This window comes from Variovorax sp. GW822-FHT04E09 (genome assembly GCF_058800845.1).
This window is the reverse complement of the sequence record NZ_JBXAMR010000002.1, coordinates 358,452-374,110: the sequence shown is the minus strand read 5'-3', so window position 1 is coordinate 374,110 and position 15,659 is coordinate 358,452. Positions and strand designations below refer to the sequence as shown.

The 15,659-nt window shown below is 69.5% G+C and carries 17 protein-coding genes; 11 read left to right on the top strand and 6 right to left on the bottom strand.

Features of this window, described 5'->3' with window-relative positions:
• Window positions 1–7 precede the first annotated feature (7 nt).
• Window positions 8–1,102, bottom strand: coding sequence for a PA0069 family radical SAM protein (locus AC1RL8_RS09105; protein WP_492685094.1), 1,095 nt, complete (start codon window positions 1,100–1,102; stop codon window positions 8–10).
• Window positions 1,103–1,236: 134 nt separating this feature from the next.
• On the opposite strand from AC1RL8_RS09105, the gene AC1RL8_RS09100 reads away from it, so the two are divergent.
• The 6 genes from AC1RL8_RS09100 to AC1RL8_RS09075 all read left to right on the top strand — a co-directional run bounded on the left by AC1RL8_RS09100 (window position 1,237) and on the right by AC1RL8_RS09075 (window position 5,374).
• Window positions 1,237–1,839: a GbsR/MarR family transcriptional regulator gene (locus tag AC1RL8_RS09100; RefSeq protein WP_062476691.1), complete on the top strand. Its 603-nt coding sequence runs from the start codon at window positions 1,237–1,239 to the stop codon at window positions 1,837–1,839.
• Between the two features lie 69 nt (window positions 1,840–1,908).
• On the top strand, window positions 1,909–2,340 hold the full coding sequence (locus AC1RL8_RS09095; protein WP_492685093.1) for a thiol-disulfide oxidoreductase DCC family protein: 432 nt from the start codon (window positions 1,909–1,911) through the stop codon (window positions 2,338–2,340).
• Window positions 2,341–2,389: 49 nt separating this feature from the next.
• Complete coding sequence (locus AC1RL8_RS09090) at window positions 2,390–3,334, top strand: SAM-dependent methyltransferase (RefSeq protein WP_492685092.1); 945 nt, start codon at window positions 2,390–2,392, stop codon at window positions 3,332–3,334.
• A gap of 30 nt (window positions 3,335–3,364) precedes the next feature.
• Window positions 3,365–4,405, top strand: coding sequence for an SRPBCC family protein (locus tag AC1RL8_RS09085; RefSeq protein ID WP_492685091.1), 1,041 nt, complete (start codon window positions 3,365–3,367; stop codon window positions 4,403–4,405).
• The gene (locus tag AC1RL8_RS09080) at window positions 4,402–5,019 is read left to right on the top strand and encodes a DUF4166 domain-containing protein (protein ID WP_492685090.1); all 618 of its coding nucleotides are present in this window, start codon (window positions 4,402–4,404) and stop codon (window positions 5,017–5,019) included. The genes AC1RL8_RS09085 and AC1RL8_RS09080 overlap by 4 nt, the downstream gene beginning before the upstream one ends.
• Before the next feature lie 7 nt (window positions 5,020–5,026).
• Window positions 5,027–5,374, top strand: coding sequence for a DOPA 4,5-dioxygenase family protein (locus tag AC1RL8_RS09075; RefSeq protein ID WP_492685089.1), 348 nt, complete (start codon window positions 5,027–5,029; stop codon window positions 5,372–5,374).
• Here AC1RL8_RS09075 and AC1RL8_RS09070 read toward each other — a convergent pair.
• The 3 genes from AC1RL8_RS09070 to AC1RL8_RS09060 form a co-directional block, all read right to left on the bottom strand.
• Window positions 5,371–6,003, bottom strand: a complete 633-nt coding sequence (locus AC1RL8_RS09070; protein WP_492685088.1) for a phosphoribosyltransferase — start codon at window positions 6,001–6,003, stop codon at window positions 5,371–5,373. The genes AC1RL8_RS09075 and AC1RL8_RS09070 overlap by 4 nt on opposite strands.
• An 83-nt stretch (window positions 6,004–6,086) precedes the next feature.
• The gene (locus AC1RL8_RS09065; RefSeq protein ID WP_492685087.1) at window positions 6,087–7,421 is read right to left on the bottom strand and encodes a Rieske 2Fe-2S domain-containing protein; all 1,335 of its coding nucleotides are present in this window, start codon (window positions 7,419–7,421) and stop codon (window positions 6,087–6,089) included.
• Between the two features lie 31 nt (window positions 7,422–7,452).
• Window positions 7,453–8,436, bottom strand: a complete 984-nt coding sequence (locus tag AC1RL8_RS09060) for a tripartite tricarboxylate transporter substrate binding protein (protein WP_492685086.1) — start codon at window positions 8,434–8,436, stop codon at window positions 7,453–7,455.
• 115 nt (window positions 8,437–8,551) lie between these two features.
• Here AC1RL8_RS09060 and AC1RL8_RS09055 point away from each other — a divergent pair, with 115 nt between their 5' ends.
• Complete coding sequence (locus tag AC1RL8_RS09055; protein WP_492685085.1) at window positions 8,552–9,379, top strand: helix-turn-helix domain-containing protein; 828 nt, start codon at window positions 8,552–8,554, stop codon at window positions 9,377–9,379.
• Between the two features lie 10 nt (window positions 9,380–9,389).
• Here AC1RL8_RS09055 and AC1RL8_RS09050 read toward each other — a convergent pair whose 3' ends face one another.
• Window positions 9,390–10,046: a glutathione S-transferase gene (locus tag AC1RL8_RS09050; RefSeq protein ID WP_062476661.1), complete on the bottom strand. Its 657-nt coding sequence runs from the start codon at window positions 10,044–10,046 to the stop codon at window positions 9,390–9,392.
• 80 nt (window positions 10,047–10,126) lie between these two features.
• Here AC1RL8_RS09050 and AC1RL8_RS09045 point away from each other — a divergent pair, with 80 nt between their 5' ends.
• Window positions 10,127–11,347 (top strand): polyhydroxyalkanoate depolymerase, encoded by a 1,221-nt coding sequence (locus tag AC1RL8_RS09045; protein WP_492685084.1) that lies wholly within the window; start codon window positions 10,127–10,129, stop codon window positions 11,345–11,347.
• 447 nt (window positions 11,348–11,794) lie between these two features.
• Window positions 11,795–12,451, top strand: a complete 657-nt coding sequence (locus AC1RL8_RS09040; RefSeq protein ID WP_492685083.1) for an N-acetyltransferase — start codon at window positions 11,795–11,797, stop codon at window positions 12,449–12,451.
• Here AC1RL8_RS09040 and AC1RL8_RS09035 read toward each other — a convergent pair.
• The gene (locus AC1RL8_RS09035) at window positions 12,448–13,350 is read right to left on the bottom strand and encodes a LysR family transcriptional regulator (protein WP_095744539.1); all 903 of its coding nucleotides are present in this window, start codon (window positions 13,348–13,350) and stop codon (window positions 12,448–12,450) included. The two genes, AC1RL8_RS09040 and AC1RL8_RS09035, sit on opposite strands and share 4 nt — an antisense overlap.
• Before the next feature lie 85 nt (window positions 13,351–13,435).
• Here AC1RL8_RS09035 and AC1RL8_RS09030 point away from each other — a divergent pair, with 85 nt between their 5' ends.
• Window positions 13,436–14,548: an adenosine deaminase family protein gene (locus AC1RL8_RS09030; RefSeq protein ID WP_492685082.1), complete on the top strand. Its 1,113-nt coding sequence runs from the start codon at window positions 13,436–13,438 to the stop codon at window positions 14,546–14,548.
• A gap of 8 nt (window positions 14,549–14,556) precedes the next feature.
• Complete coding sequence (locus AC1RL8_RS09025) at window positions 14,557–15,537, top strand: Bug family tripartite tricarboxylate transporter substrate binding protein (protein WP_492685081.1); 981 nt, start codon at window positions 14,557–14,559, stop codon at window positions 15,535–15,537.
• Window positions 15,538–15,659: the final 122 nt, after the last annotated feature.

Below are 15,659 nucleotides of genomic sequence, written 5' to 3'. Positions count from 1 at the left end.
CTCGCACTCAGAACAGGCTGCCCTGCCCTTGCGCGCCGGGCGGGCGGAACGCGCCGGTGTCGAGCGCGATCCGCTCGCGGTTGAAGCCCAGCCGGTGTGTCGCCTTCTGGAAGCGCTGGTGGATCAGGTCGGCCCACAGGCCGCTGCCCTTCATGCGCGTGGCGAAGTCGGCGTCGTAGTCCTTGCCGCCGCGCATCTCGTGGATGCGCGCCATCACGCGCTCGGCGCGCTGCGGATAGTGCAGCTCGAGCCATTCCTTGAAGAGCGGCGCCACCTCCCATGGCAGCCGCACCACCGTGTAGAAGGCGCTGCGTGCGCCGGCCTCCCAGGCGGCTTCGAGCACCTGCTCCATGTCCTCGGTGATGAAGGGAATCTGCGGCGCCACGCTCACGCCCACCGGCACGCCGGCCTCGGCAAGGGTGCGGATGGTGCGCAGCCGCCGGTGCGGCGCGGCGGCGCGCGGCTCGAGCTTGCGCGCCAGCTCGCCGTCGAGCGTGGTGATCGTGACGTACACGGCCGCGAGCCGGTCGGCGGCCATGGGCGCGATCAGGTCGAGGTCGCGCTCGACCGCGCTCGACTTGGTGACCAGCGCGAACGGATGCCGCACCTCGCTCAGCAGCTCGATCACGCCGCGCGTGAGCCGCAGCTCGCGTTCGATGGGCTGGTAGCAGTCGGTGGCGGTGCCGATGGCGAGGTTGCTGGGGCGGTAGCCCTTGCGCCCGAGTTCGGCGCGCAGCACCTCGACGAGGTTGCGCTTGGCGATGAGCTTGGTCTCGAAGTCGAGGCCGGGCGAGAGGTTGAGGTAGCTGTGCGTGGGCCGCGCAAAGCAGTAGATGCAGCCGTGCTCGCAGCCGCGGTACGGGTTGAGCGAGCGGTCGAAGGGGATGTCGGGCGACTCGTTGCTGCTGAGCACCGACTTCACGTCCTCGAAGCGCACCTCGGTGGCCAGCGGCATAAGCCCGGCGGCCTCGGCTTCGCCGTCTTCCAGCGTGCCCCAGCCGTCGTCGAAGGCGTCGCGTGCGTCTTTGGAGAACCGGTGCGCGAGCCGCGTGGCCGCGCCTCGGCCCTTGATGATGTGGATGGGAACCTGGGCGGCGGGCATGGCGAGTCCTTGGAAGGAAACAGGAAACAAGTCGAACAACTGTTTATTCATACAGTATTTCACTTTTGATCCCGAGATGCTGAGTTTTTTGTTTCTGTCTTGACAGAAATTCAGGAATTCCTAAACTCGACGCCATGGAACTCACCGACATTCAACGCAAGTTCGTCCTGCACTGGGGCGAGATGGGCTCCATGTGGGGCGTGAACCGCACGGTCTCGCAGATCCACGCCCTGCTCTTCGCGCACGGCAAGCCGATGCACGCCGAAGAGCTGTCGGAAACGCTGGGCGTGGCCCGGTCCAACGTCAGCAACAGCCTGAAGGAACTGCAGGCCTGGAACCTCGTGCGCGTCACCCACACGCTGGGCGACCGGCGCGACTACTTCGAGACCAGCGTCGACGTGTGGGAGCTGTTCCGCACCGTGGTGCGCGAGCGCAAGGAGCGCGAGTTCGACCCCACCATCCGCGTGCTGCGCGAGATCGTCGCCAGCCCTGATTTCCAGAAGGAGCCGCCCGATGCGCAGGACCGCATCCGCTCCACCATGGACCTCATGACCAAGCTCGCCACCTGGGCCGACGAGATGCTGCGGCTGTCGCCCGGCACGCTCGACAAGGTGCTCACGCTCGGCGCCAGCGTGCAGAAGTTCGTGCGCGGCGACAGCGCACCGCCCCCCGCCCCTCCTGGCGCCGGCAAGGGCGACGACCCCGATGCGCACCACGCCAGCCTGCCCATGATCTGAGAAAGGCCGCGTCCTTTTTTTTGCCTTCTTATTTCTGTTTTGACTGAAATATCGAGAACCAAAAGCACCATGACCCGCTTCGCCCCCGCCACCTACCCGCTCACCGTCTACTTCGACGCCACCTGCCCGCTGTGCACGGCCGAGATGGGCGCCATGCAGGCGCGCGACGCTGCGAAGCGACTGCGCCTGGTCGACTGCTCGCCCATCGGTTTCGCGCACGGCCCGGCACCGCGCGAGGCGCTGATGCGCTCGCTGCACGCGGTCGATGCCGCAGGCCAACTGCGCGTGGGCGTCGACGCCATCCGCGCCTGCCGCGCCGCGGTGGGCCTGCCGGCCGGCGGCGCGGTGCTCGACCTGCCGGTGGTCGGCCGGCTGGCCGATCGCGCGTATGCCGTGCTGGCCCGCAACCGCTACCGGCTGCCGCGCTGGCTGGTCCTGCGGCTCGCGGGGCACGGTGCGATCGCGCCGGCCACCTGCGCTGACGACCATTGCAAGCTCTGAAAAACCCACGCTGTCACACACCACCCGCTCACGCCCGAAGGAGTTTTCGATGCCCGACGTCTTCCAGCCCGACTTCCGCCTGCCCGGCACTGCGCGGCCTGCGCCGCCCGCGGTCGAAGGCCATGTGAGCCGCGAGGACACGCAGGACTACTTCACCGAGGTCGCCGACGACTACCGCGCCTGGAGCCCCAGCTACAACATGCACTTCGGCTTCTGGCGCCTGGGCCTGAACCCGCTGCGGCGCGAGGGCATGCTGATCGAGATGAACCGCACCGTCGGCCGCGCACTGCAACTCGACACCGCCACAACCACCGGCCCGCGCTGCGTGCTCGACCTGGGCTGCGGCGCCGGCGCCACCTCGCGCACGCTGGTCGGCGACGACCCGGCGCTGCATGCGGTCACGGTGACCAACGTGCCGGTGCAGAACGGCATCGCCGCGCGGCTCGACGCCCGGGCCGGCGTGGCCGACCGCGTCGCGCACGTCGAGGCCGACTACACCCGCACCGGCCTGCCCGCCGCCCAGGCCGATGGCGCCTGGGCGCTCGAAAGCGCCTGTTATGCCGAGGGCACCGCCAAGGCCGACTTCGTGCGCGAGGCCGCGCGGCTGCTCAAGCCCGGCGCGCGGCTGGTGGTGGTCGATGGCTTCCTGCTGCGCCGCCGGCCGGGCCGCCTCGCGGGCTGGCTGCACCGCCTGTGGGCCGACAGCTGGGCCGTGCCCACACTGGCCCAGCGCGAGGACTTCACGGCCGCGCTGCGCGCACACGGCTTCGAGGACGTCGCGTTCACCTCGCTGCGCTGGCGCGTGGCACCGAGCGCGCTGCACATCCCCGTGCTGGCCACGCGCTTCACGCTGGCCGAACTGTGGAAGGCGCGCGGCAGGCTCAGTCCCTGGCGCCGCAAGCACATCGTGGCCAGCTACTGCGCACTCGCGCTGGGCATGTTCTGGCGCGACTTCGACTACGCCATGGTGACGGCCCGGCGCAGCGCCAGCTGAGACATCACAAGAAGAGGAGAAGAGATTTCCATGCCCACAGAGCCCGAAGAAAGCAAACTCGCCGACCTGCCCGCCAACGATGAAGTGCCGGCCCCCAAGCCCGTGCGCGGCATGCCGTTCGGCTGGTTCTGGCCCATGTTCGCCGGCGCGGCGCTGGCGCTCGTGCTGCGCCTCGTCTTCAGCGGCGGCCCCGGCGAGCCCTTCTCGGCCATGCTGGGCTCCTTCGTCTATTTCGCGCCCGCGGCGTGCGGCGCGGTCACGGTGTACCTGGCCGAGCGCATCGAACGGCGCAGCTGGGGCTACTACCTCTGGGCGCCGTGGGTGGCCACTGCGCTGTTCGTCGGCGGCACGCTGATGGTCTTCATCGAAGGCATCATCTGCGCCGCCTTCATCGTGCCGCTGTTCGCGGTGATGGGCAGCGTCGGCGGGCTGGCCATGGGCATCGTGTGCCGCATCACCAACTGGCCCAAGCCCGCGCTGTACAGCGTCGCCCTGGTGCCGCTGCTGCTCGGCGGCATCGAGCCGCAATGGCCCAACCCGGACCAGTTCTCGAACACCTCGCGCACGCTCTTCATTGCCGCGCCGGCCGGGCGCGTGTGGCACGAGCTCAACGCCGCGCGCGACATCCGCCCCAGCGAAGTCGGCGACGCATGGGCCTACCGCGTCGGCGTGCCGATGCCGGTGTCGGGCGTGACCGTCGACACGCCCGAGGGCCGCGTGCGCCAGGTGCAGTGGCAGAAGAACGTGCGCTTCGAAGAGGTCGTCACCGAGTGGCAGCCCGATCGCCTGCTGAAGTGGCGTTTCCGCTTCACGCCCGACTCCTTCCCCGCCGGCGCGCTCGACGACCACGTGATGATCGGCGGCCAGTATTTCGACCTGCGCGACGCTACCTACACCCTGACCCCGCGCGACGGCGGCACCGAGCTGCGCGTCGCGGTGTCGTGGCGGCTGAGCACGCGCTTCAACTGGTATGCGGACCCGGTCATGCAGTTCCTGCTTGGCGACGCTTCCGAGAACATCCTGCGCTTCTACAAGGCGCGCAGCGAAGCCACCCAGGCGGTGGCGGGATGAGCGCGCCCCCCGTCTTCCAGCAGGCGCTCGGCCCCGCATGGAACCAGCTCGGTGACGTGATTCGCCGCCACTACACGATGGCGCCGTTCTCCGACGATTACGTCTGCGTGCGCGGCACCATGAGCGAGGTCTGGCACGCGCCCTGGGCCGCGCTGCTGATGCCCTTCGGCCGGCTGTTCGGCGCGCTGGTTCCGCACCAGGGTACCCAGGTGCCGATCGAGGTGCACTACCGCTGCCGCCCCGACAACGCCCACCTCTACTGGGACCGCGTCTTCCACTTTCCGGGCAGGCCGCCTTTCCATTTCCGCTCGCACATGGAGCACGACGCGGCGCAAGGCAGCGAGGTGATCGAATACGTGCGCTTCGGCATCGGCATGCGCCTGGCGGTGAGCGCGGAAGACGGCGCGCTCGTGTTCCGCGACCGGGGCTACATCTGGCGCCTCGCGGGGCTGCGCATTCCACTGCCGCTGGGCCTCTTTCTCGGCACCGCCTATGTCGAGGAGCGGCCCGATCCGTCCGACCCCGACCACTTCACGATGAAGATGCTGCTGCGCCACCGCTGGTTCGGCGATGTGTTTCGCTACAGCGGACGCTTCCGCCTCGGTTCACAATGAGCCTACCATGCCGCGCCGCCCCGAAAACCTCTACGCCCAGTACCACGCCCACATCTACTTCGCCCCCGCCACGCTGGCGCAGGCGCGCGAGCTCAGCGAGCGCGCCGACCGCGAACTGATGGTGGTGGTGGGCCGGGTGCACGAACGCCTGGTCGGCCCGCACCCGCACTGGAGCTGCCAGCTGGCCTTCGACGCCGCCGAGTTCGACGAAGTCATCGGCTGGCTCGACGCCAACCGCAACGGCCTCGATGTGTTCGTGCACGGCGTGACCGGCGACGACTTCGCGGACCACACAGCCCATGCGATGTGGTTGGGCGAAGAAAGCGCGCTCGATCTGCGGATGTTCAGGCGCTAAGCCTGCGCCAGCAGCGCGCAGACCTCGTCATCCGTCGTCTGCGAGAAATCTTCATACCAGGCACCGACCGCGCGAAACACCGTGGGGCAGCGCACGCACAGCACGTCGTCGGCTTCGCGCTGCAAGGCCTCGCAGGCCTCGGGCGACGCCACGGGCACGGCGGCGATGACGCTGCCGGCGCTCTGCCGCCGCAGTCCGCGAACGGCCGCGCGCATGGTGGCACCGGTGGCGAGTCCGTCGTCGATGACGAGCACCGTGCGGCCTTGCACCTCGCACGCCGGGCGATCGCCGCGATAGACCTGCGTGCGGCGCGCCAACTCGGCGAGTTCAGCACGGACCACGGCATCGATCTCCGAAGGACGCAGGTCCAGCGTGCGCACCAGGTGTTCGTCGATCTCGGGCACGCCGTCGCCCGCGAGCGCGCCGAAGGCGTACTCGGGTTGTTCGGGCAGGCCCAGCTTGCGCACCACCAGCACATCGAGCGGCAAGCGCAGCGCGCGGGCCACCTCGAAGGCCACCGGCACGCCACCGCGAGGCAGCGCCAGCACCACGGCATCCGCAAAGCCGCCCCTTCGCCGAAGCAAGGCAGCGAGCTGGCGGCCGGCCTGTGCACGATCACGAAACTTCACGGCATGTGCTCCCGACCTGGGATGTTCACACGCCGTTCGCGTCGAGGCGAGCCCCGGCGCAAAGACCCGGATCGCGGCGTGCGTTACGCAGCCTCTTGCGTTTCCACCTCGGCGTCGGACGCGCCGCCATGCACCTTGAAGAAGCTCGCGCCCTCGACCTTCTGCCCGATGGCCTTCTCGTAGGCCATGCGCACATCGTCAGGCTGCCCGGCCTGCCCGAAGAAGTCCTTCAGGTACGGCCCCAGCAGCGGATGCGCGGCCAGTTCCTCGCGCGGCAGGCCGTGCAGCATCTCGTCGCGGCAGGCCGAGGGCAGGAACACGTCGCGGTTCTTCTCGGGGTCGCGGATCAGGCCCTTGGGCTCGTGCGCCGGGTCGGCCTGCATCGACTCGAGTTCTTCGAAGAAGCGCCGGCGCATCATCACGATGCCCTTGTCGCTTTGGCCCAGCTTCTCGCGCGTGCGGTCGGTGACGGTGCCCTGCCCCACCCACACCACGAAGTCCTGGTTGGCGACATGGCTGGTGATCCAGCGGCCCGTGGCCGGGTCCTTGATGGGGCCGTACCACGAGGGAATGCGTTCCTGCACATACGGCTCCTGCTCGGTCGGCACGCGGCTGAGCACCCACAACACGCTCAGCGTGTGGTGGTCGTCGATGGGCACGCGCCATTCGAAGTGGTGGCCCAGGAAGAAGCCGTTGGGCCACAGCGTGACGCGGCCGGTGGTCCACATCACGTTGTCTTCGCGCTCGCCGCCGCGCAGGCGCTTGTAGACGAAGCCGTGCTCGAACTCCTCGAAAGCCAGCTTCAGGTGCGTGGGCACGTAGGGGCCTTCGTCGCCCTGCAGGCGCGTGGTCCAGTTGTTGTGCGTCCACTCGAAGTGCACGGGGTCGATGGAGTTCTCCTGGCACTGGAACCAGTTGCAGGGGATCTCGGCGAACACGGCCTGCGCGAAACCGTTCTTGCAGTTGAAGAGCTCCCAGTCGGGCAGCAGCGGCGCGGGCTGCGGGCCCATGTAGGCCCACAGCAGGCCGGCCTTTTCCTGCACGGGGTAGGCCTTGATCTTCGTGTTCTTGCGCATGCGCGCGTCGGGGTCCAGCGTTTCTTCGAAGGGCTGGTGGATGCACTGGCCGCTGGTGTCGTACTGCCAGCCGTGGTAGCTGCAGCGCAGGCCGCACTTCTCGACGTAGCCGTACGACATGTCGGCGTTGCGGTGCGGGCAGCGCCGGTCGACCAGGCCGTAGTTGCCGCTCAGGTCCTTGTAGAGCACGAGGTCCTCGCCGAGGATGCGCAGCGGCTTCACGGCCTTGTCGTCGAACTCGCTGGCGCCGGCGATCGGGTGCCAGTAGCGGCGCAGGTAGTCGCCCATGGGCTTGCCCGGACCGACTTCGGTCAGCAGGCGGTTCTTTTCTTCGCTCAACATGCATCGTCTCCTTGTCTGAGGGTGTGTAGGGTCAGTCGGCGCGGATGCCGAACTCGCGCACCAGCCGGCCGAAGCGCTGGTCGTCGTCGGCGATCTGGCGGGCCAGCACGGCCGGCTCGCCGCCCACGGGCTCGATGCCCAGCGCGGCCATGCGGGCCTGCACGTCGGGCATCTTCAAAATCTCGTTGAAGTGGCGGTTGAGCGTCTGCACGACCTCGGCCGGCAGGGCCTTCGGCCCGAGCAGGCCCATCCAGGCGCTCACGTCCATGTCGCGGTAGCCCAACTCCAGGAAGGTGGGCACGTTGGGCATGAGCTTCGTGCGCTGGCGCTCGGCCACGGCCAGCGGCACCAGCTTGCCGGCGGCGATGTGACCCGCCACCGCGCCGGGCGTGATCCAGCCCACGCTCACGTGGCCGCCCAGCGTGTCGTTGACCACCGGCGCCACGCCGCGGTACGGCGCATGCGCAATGGTCACGCCGGCGTCCTTGTTGAAGAGCTCGCCCGCGATGTGCATCGGCGAGCCCGCGCCCGGCGTGCCGTAGGTGAAGGCCTTGCCGGCCTTGGCGCCGGCCACCAGCTGGGCCACGGTCTGGATGCCGCTCGTGGGCGCCGTGACCATCAGCACCGGGATGTTGCCGGTCTTGACGATGGGGGTGAAGTCTTTCACCACGTCGTGCGCCACGCCGGGGCCGGCCTTGAGCACGTGCTGCGCGATGGGGAAGGTGCTGGGCGTGAAGAGCAGCGTGTAGCCGTCGGCCGGCGCCTTCGCGACCCAGGCGTTGCCGATCATGCCGCTCGCGCCGGGGCGGTTGTCGACCAGCACCGGCTGGCCCAGGCGCTGCGCGAGCTTCTCGGCGTAGGTGCGCGCGATGGCGTCGGTATCGCCGCCGGCCGGGTAGGCGACGACCAGCGTGATCGGCTTCGCGGGCCACGATTGCGCCAGCGCCGCTGTCGCGGCGCACAGCAAAAGAATGGCTCCTGCAGCGGCACGGACCATGTTTCGTTGGTGGAACATCTTGCGTTTTCCTTCTCGGTGAGACGACGTGGGGGTGTCGTCGGACTGTAGGAACGGCGTCGCGCGGCCAGAAGATATAGTTTCACTGAGTGAATCTTTTTTCTTCGGAGGCGGCATGTCGGACACCCGTGGTGCGCACAGCGTGAAGTCGATCGACGCCCTGCGCCGCGGGCTCGACGTGATGCTGGCCATCCAGCGTTCGTCGGCCGTCACGCTGCAGGAGCTGCACCGGCAGACCGGCCTGTCGAAGGCCACGCTGCTGCGCATCCTGAAGACGCTGCAGCAGGCCGGATGGGTGGAGCGCAACGAGCTGGAGAAGCGCTACGTGCCCACCTCGGCCACCGGCCAGTCGGGCGCTGCAGCGGCATGGCGCACGCGGCTCACGGCGTTGGCCGCATCGCCGCGCGCCACGCTGCAGCGGCTGGTGCCGTGGCCGATCGACCTCGGCGTGCGCGACGGCACGGCGATGCTGATCCTCGACACCGACCGGCCGCGCAACGGCCTCGCGGTGAACTACCGCGCGCTGGGCTTTCGCCCGCCGATGCTGCTGTCGTCGCTCGGGCGCTGCTACCTCGCGTTCTGCCCCGAAGACGAGCGGCGAGAAATCGTTGCCGCACTGGCGCGTTCACCGAACGACTTCGACCGCGGCGCGCGGCGCCCCGACAGCATCCGCCGCATGGTGGCGCATGCGCGCGACCAGGGCTACGCGGCGCGCGACCCCACGTCCACCAGCCTCGATTCGCCCGACCGCTTCGGCGCGGTGTCGGTGCCGGTGCGGCTGGGCGAGCAGGTGGTGGGCTGCCTCAGCTGCGCATGGCTGCCGGCGGTGAAGAGCGAGCGCGAGATCGTGTCGGCGCACCTGGGCGACCTGCAGCAGGCCGCGCAGAGCATCGAGCGCCGGCTGCGGCAGGACGGCCTCGGCCTGCCGCCTGCGAGCGCGTGAAGAAGCAGCGTCAGAACTCCGCGTCGAGCTCGTCGATCTCGTCGGGCTCCTGCAGCGCGGCGGCCACCCATTCCTTCATGGCGGGCAGCTCCATCACGCGCTTGCAGTACGCGGCGCACACGCTGTCCAGCGCCACGTCGTAGCTCAGGAAGCGCGTGACCACGGGCGCGTACATCGCGTCGGCCATGCCGGGCTGCTTGCCGAAGAGGAACGGGCCGCCGTAGGCCTTGAGGCACTCGCGCCAGATGGCGACGATGCGGTCGATGTCGCCCTGTGCGCGCGACCACACCTTGAAGTTCTTGAAGCGGGCCTTGATGTTCATCGGCAGCGCGCCGCGCATCGAGGCAAAGCCCGAATGCATCTCGCCGCAGATGGCGCGGCAGTGCGCGCGCGCCGCGGCGTCGGCGGGCAGCAGGCCGGCCTTGGGCTTGATCTCGTTCAGGTACTCGCCGATGGCCAGCGTGTCCCACACCTTGATGCCGCCGTGCTGCAGCGAAGGCACCAGCATCGACGACGACAGCAGCAGCATCTCGGCCTTCATGGCCGGATCGTCGGGCGGGATGACCTTCTCGCTGAAGTCCAACCCCGCGAGCCTGCACATCAGCCAACCGCGCAGCGCCCAGGCGCCGTAGTTCTTGCTGCTGATCGTGAGAACGGGTTTGGCCATCGCGACACTCCTTGGACGATGCGTGCTGTGTGCAAGCGCCGTGCCACACAGTTGGCCCGCAACTTGCCTGCAACCCGTGCATGCTGTACCGCGCTTACCAGAACCAGGCCGACCTGCTCTCGCCATGGCGGCTCACCGCGCAGTACCTGGGCCGCGCCCTCTGGCAGGACGGCACCGAGCGCACCGCGCTGCGGCGCATGGCCGCGCGCTGCGAGGTCTTCTCGCGCATGCGGCTCACCCACACGCGGCCGGCCTACGGCATCGACAGCGTGGTGGTCGACGGCACCGAGGTGCCCGTGCACGAAGAGGCCGCGCTGGTCTCGCCTTTCGGGACGCTGTTGCACTTTCGCAAGGCACACACCGAAGCGGTGCACCCGCGCGTGCTGCTGGTCGCACCACTGTCGGGCCATTTCGCGACCTTGCTGCGCGAAACCGTGCGCACGCTGCTGCGCGACCACGACGTGTACCTGACCGACTGGCACAACGCGCGCGACGTGCCGCTGTGGCAGGGCCGCTTCGGGCTGGACGAGTACACGCTGCAGCTGATGCGCTTCGTCGAGGCCGTGGGCCCGGGCGCGCACATGGTGGCCGTGTGCCAGCCCTGCGTGGCCGCGCTCGCTGCCACCGCGCTCATGGCGGAAGATGACCACCCGGCCACGCCGCGCAGCCTCACGCTGATGGCGGGGCCGGTTGATTGCCGCATCAACCCGACCGCCGTGAACAAGCTCGCGACCGACCGGCCCATCGACTGGTTCCGCCGCAACCTCATCAGCCACGTGCCGTGGCCGCACGCGGGCGCGATGCGGCGCGTGTACCCGGGCTTCCTGCAGCTCACGGCCTTCATGAGCATGAACCCCGAGCGCCACAAGAAGCAGTTCGAGGACATGGAGCGCCTGCTGGTCGAGGGCGAACTCGACAAGGCCCGCACCATCGCCGAGTTCTACGACGAGTACCTGGCCGTGAACGACCTGCCGGCCGAGTTCTACCTGGAGACCGTCGAACGCGTGTTCCAGACCTACGACCTGCCGCGCGGCGTGCTCACCGTGGCCGGGCGCACGGTGAACCCCGCGGCGATCCGGCGCACCGCGCTGCTCACGGTGGAGGGCGAGCGCGACGACATCTGCGCGGTCGGCCAGACCGTGGCCGCGCAAGACCTGTGCAGCGGCATCCGCCCGTACCTCAAGACGCACCACCTGCAGGCCGGCGTGGGGCACTACGGCGTGTTCAGCGGCAGCAAATGGAACACGCAGATCTACCCGCGCGTGCGCGAGACGATCCACGCGGCCGACGAACTGCACTGAGCGCAACCCGCGTTCAATCTGGCAGAGACCGCGGGGGCTTTGGTTGCCCGAACACCCCCGGCTTCCTACAATCGACCCTATGAACGTCATGGTTTTCATCCCCGGTTTTGATCGCGCGGCGGCCTCTGCGGCCCCGGGCGACGCGCGCGTGCGCGCACCCGCGGCGATGACGGCGAGGTCGCAGCAGACCCTCGCACATCCCTGAGCCCGGCGGTCAGCCTCCTTTTTTCTTCAGCGCACATCGACCGTCGGGCACCCGCCCCGCGCGGTCGCGCGTCCTGGCCCTGATCGGCCCGGGCGACGCACCACTTCCCCAGCGTCCGACCTTCTTCCCGCCTCCGGCCCCGTGCCGCGCGGAAGGACCTCGCCCGCTTCGCCGTCGTGTTTCGTCGTGAGGATTTCCCCGTGGTGGCTCTTGCCTGCTCCCCTTCCGTCTCTTTTTCGCCTTTGCCCGCCCTGCCGCCCTGGCCCGCATGGCTGTCGTTCGACGCGCTGCGCCGCCGCCTGCTGCAGCCGGCCGAGCTGCGCATCGACGTCGATCCGAAGAAGGGCCGCCCGAGCGAGCCGCTGACGCCCGTGTACGAGCGCATGTGCGCGATGGGCGAGCGCGTGCAGGACCTGCCCGCGCTGCGCCTGGACGACCCCGACCTGCGCGCACGCTTTCGCGAGGCCGACGGCGAGACCTACGTGTACATCGAAGACGTGCGCCACCAGCGGCTGGTGGGCTACACCGTGTTCAACCGCCTGATCGAGCTCGACCGCCGCGCCGACCGCCACATCCGCGCGCCGCATTCGCAGTACGACCCCGCCTACCAGCGGCGCGGGCTGGCCACGGCCGTGTACCGCTGGGCACTGGGCAGCGGCATGTGCCTGATGAGCGGCGCGCGCCAGTCGCCGGGCGCGCACGCGCTGTGGCTGCGCCTGGGGCGCGACTACACGACGGGCTTTGTCGACCTGCGCGAGAAGCGCTTGAGTTATCTCGGCGACGAGGTGGACGGCGACACGCTGTCGCAACTGCACACGCGCATGTTCATGCTCGGCGAAGGCTGGACGCTGGAGCGTTTCAGCAGCGAAACGCGCATGGCGATGCTCGAAACCGCCTAAGCCTGCGGCAACCGCTCACGCAAAAACCCGATGAGCTCCTGCGCCGCCACGTTGCGCATCGGCCCCGGCAGGTAGGCCAGCACCACGCGCCGCTCGATGCGCGGCGCCGACAGCGGCACCACGGCCAGCTCGGGGTCGCGCAGCGACGAGGTGTACAGCTGCGGCATCAACCCCAGCGCCTGCCCGCTGCGCACCAGCGCGTAGAGCGTTTCGGAATAGCTCACGCGGTACGGCTGGGCGCCCTGCGCGAACTGCGCGCGCGCCGGGTCGCCCAGCGCCGGCATGCTGCCGCTTTCGAACAGCACGAGGCGCTCGCTGCCGATGGCCTCCCAGCGCGCCTCGCCGGCCGCCGCCAGCGCGTGGTCGCTGCGCACCACCAGCACCAGCGGGTCGCGGAACAGGTCGATGCATGCCAGGCCACCGGGCGGCTCGGTGATGGCGGCCACGGCCATGTCGAGCTGGCCGCTGCGCAGCTCGGCCAGCAGCACCGTGGAGGGCGCATCGCGCCAGGCCAGCTCCACCTCGGCGCGCTGCTGCAGGAAGCCGGCCGCCGCCGCCGCGACGCGTGCGCTGGCCGAGGGGATCACGCCCACGCGCACGTAGGCCCGGCCGCGCTGCACCGTGCTCTCGATGTCGCGCAGCGCCACCTCGAAGGTGTGGACCAGGAAGTCGGTGCGCGCCAGCACCTCGGCGCCGACGGGCGTGAGCTCGAGCCGGTGGGTGGAGCGGGTCAGCAGCTCGGCGCCGAGCAGCTTTTCCATCTGTTTGATCGCATTGCTCAGCGCGGGCTGCGTGATGGCGAGGCGGCGCGCCGCGCGGCCGAAGTGCCCTTCCTCGACCAGCACCGAGAAACACTGCAGCTGGCGCAGCGTGAGCGCACGCAGGGGCAAGGCGGCCATGGGCGTCCTGGTTATCGATTCAATGAATCAAATTATAGAAATTCAAAATTTTCCTTATGGGCACGCACTGCCTAGACTGCGCCGCATGACCCTAGCCGTGCCTGCGCCTGCCGCCGCTCCTTTCACGCTCGAAGCGATGCTGCGCGCCATTCCGAAGGTGGAGCTGCACTGCCACCTTTTCGGCACCGTGCGCCACGACACCTTCCGCCAGCTCAACCAGCGCGCCGGCGCGCCGCTGGCCAACGCGGAAATCGACGGCTTCTACACGCGCGGCGAAAAGCCCGTGGGCGTGCTGCGCGTGCTGCGCGCACTCGACGCCCAGCTGGTGCGCAGCGCCGACGACCTGTACCAGCTCACCCTCGAATACCTGCAGGACGCGGCCTCGCACCAGGTGCGCTACGCCGAGTTCTTCTGGAACCCGACCGGCACGGTGCATGGCTCGGGCATTGCCTACCCGCTGGCGCAGGGCGCCATCGCCCGTGCGATCCACGATGCGCAGCAGGCGTTCGGCATCACCGGCCGGCTCATTGCCGCCATCGACCGCGAGGCCAGCGCCGAGGCGGCCGTGGAGATGGTCGAGTGGGTCAAGACCCACCGCTGCGACGAGGTGATCGGCATCGGCATCGACTACCGCGAGAACGACCGGCCGCCCGAACTCTTCGCCCGGGCGTACGCCGACGCGAAGAAGGCCGGCCTGAAGACCACCGCGCACGCCGGCGAGTTCGGCATGCCCTGGACCAATGTGCGCACCGCGCTCGAGCTGCTGCAGGTCGACCGCATCGACCACGGCTACACGGTGGTCGACCAGCCCGACTTCGCGCGCCAGTGCGCCGAGCGCGGCGTGATCTTCACCGTCGTGCCGACCAACTCCTATTACCTGCGCACGCTGCCGCCCGAGCGCTGGGCCCTGGACCACCCGATCCGCCACATGCCCGGCCTGGGCCTGCGCATCCATCCGAACACCGACGACCCGACGCTGCACCAGGTCACGCCCACGGGCGCCTGGCTGATGATGGTGCGCGACTTCGGCTTCGGCCTGGACGACCTGCGCGGCTTCATGCACAACGGCTTGACCGGCGCCTGGATCGACGACACGCAGCGCCGCCAGTGGCGCGCCGAATGGAGCGCCGCCTTCGACGCGCTGCGCGCCCGCCTGCCCTCCGAGCCCACGCCTTCCGCCACCCCCTTCCCCGGATGAACCCCGCCATGACCACGAACCGCCGCCTGATCCTTGCCGCCGCCCTCTGTGCCGCCCTGCCCACCGGTGCCCTCGCCCAGCCGGCCTGGCCCGCCGCCAAGCCCCTCACGCTGATCGTGCCCTTCACGGCCGGCGGCAGCGTGGACGTCAACGCCCGCCTCGTGGCGCAGCGCCTGGGCGAGCGGCTCAAGCAGTCGGTCGTGATCGACAACGTGAGCGGCGCGGGCGGCGCCATCGGCGTGGCCAAGGCCGTGAGCGCGGCACCCGACGGCTACACGCTGGTGATCGGCCCCGACAGCGCCATCGCCATCGGCCGGCTGGTCAACCCCTCGGCCTTCCGCTTCGATCCGCTCAAGGACCTGGCACCCGTCGGCCTGCTCAACACCGCGCCGATGGTGCTGGTGGCGCGCCCCGGCCTGGACGTGCGCAGCTACGCCGACTTCGTGAAGCTCGCCAAGGCCCAGCCCGGGCACTACAACTACGCCACCTCGGGCGTGGGCACTGTGCTGCAGCTGGCGATGGAACTGCTCAAGGAGCGCAGCGGCATCTTCGTGACGCACGTGCCCTACCGCGGCGGTGCGCAGATCGCCACCGACGTGATCGGCGACCAGGTCGACCTCGCGATGCTGGTGAGCACCAGCGCCATCCCGCACGTGAACGGCAAGCGCCTGAAGGCCCTGGGCATCACCGGCAGCCAGCGCCTGCCGGCGCTCGCGCAGGTGCCCACCTTCAACGAGATGCCCGGCCTCAAGGGCTACGACATGGTGAGCTGGACCGGCATCTTCGCGCCCGCGAAAACGCCGCCGGCCGTGGTGGCGCGGCTCAACCAGGAACTGAATGCGGTGCTGCAGGAGGAAGGCGTGCGCGCCAAGCTGGCGGAACAAGGCGCTTTGCCGGGCAGCGGAACGCCGGAGGCGTTCGGGAAGTTCGTGCAGGCCGAGTACGCACGCAATCAAAAGATCGTGCAGACCGCCAACATCAAAGAGTAAGAAGCTCGCCCCCAGGCTGCGCGCACTTCGTGTCGCTTCGCCACCCCCCGACCGGGGGCAACACCTGAGGCCCGGCAAAGCCGGTTCCTCGGTGTTCGCTTGAAGGGGCCGACGGCGAGTCG

Excerpts from the sequence above, each read along its gene's own strand:
- AC1RL8_RS09105 (WP_492685094.1), bottom strand. The coding sequence starts at position 1,102 with ATGCCCGCCGCCCAGGTTCCCATCCACATCATCAAGGGCCGAGGCGCG.
- AC1RL8_RS09100 (WP_062476691.1), top strand. The coding sequence starts at position 1,237 with ATGGAACTCACCGACATTCAACGCAAGTTCGTCCTGCACTGGGGCGAG.
- AC1RL8_RS09095 (WP_492685093.1), top strand. The coding sequence starts at position 1,909 with ATGACCCGCTTCGCCCCCGCCACCTACCCGCTCACCGTCTACTTCGAC.
- AC1RL8_RS09090 (WP_492685092.1), top strand. The coding sequence starts at position 2,390 with ATGCCCGACGTCTTCCAGCCCGACTTCCGCCTGCCCGGCACTGCGCGG.
- AC1RL8_RS09085 (WP_492685091.1), top strand. The coding sequence starts at position 3,365 with ATGCCCACAGAGCCCGAAGAAAGCAAACTCGCCGACCTGCCCGCCAAC.
- AC1RL8_RS09080 (WP_492685090.1), top strand. The coding sequence starts at position 4,402 with ATGAGCGCGCCCCCCGTCTTCCAGCAGGCGCTCGGCCCCGCATGGAAC.
- AC1RL8_RS09075 (WP_492685089.1), top strand. The coding sequence starts at position 5,027 with ATGCCGCGCCGCCCCGAAAACCTCTACGCCCAGTACCACGCCCACATC.
- AC1RL8_RS09065 (WP_492685087.1), bottom strand. The coding sequence starts at position 7,421 with ATGTTGAGCGAAGAAAAGAACCGCCTGCTGACCGAAGTCGGTCCGGGC.
- AC1RL8_RS09060 (WP_492685086.1), bottom strand. The coding sequence starts at position 8,436 with ATGTTCCACCAACGAAACATGGTCCGTGCCGCTGCAGGAGCCATTCTT.
- AC1RL8_RS09055 (WP_492685085.1), top strand. The coding sequence starts at position 8,552 with ATGTCGGACACCCGTGGTGCGCACAGCGTGAAGTCGATCGACGCCCTG.
- AC1RL8_RS09050 (WP_062476661.1), bottom strand. The coding sequence starts at position 10,046 with ATGGCCAAACCCGTTCTCACGATCAGCAGCAAGAACTACGGCGCCTGG.
- AC1RL8_RS09045 (WP_492685084.1), top strand. The coding sequence starts at position 10,127 with ATGCTGTACCGCGCTTACCAGAACCAGGCCGACCTGCTCTCGCCATGG.
- AC1RL8_RS09035 (WP_095744539.1), bottom strand. The coding sequence starts at position 13,350 with ATGGCCGCCTTGCCCCTGCGTGCGCTCACGCTGCGCCAGCTGCAGTGT.
- AC1RL8_RS09030 (WP_492685082.1), top strand. The coding sequence starts at position 13,436 with ATGACCCTAGCCGTGCCTGCGCCTGCCGCCGCTCCTTTCACGCTCGAA.
- AC1RL8_RS09025 (WP_492685081.1), top strand. The coding sequence starts at position 14,557 with ATGACCACGAACCGCCGCCTGATCCTTGCCGCCGCCCTCTGTGCCGCC.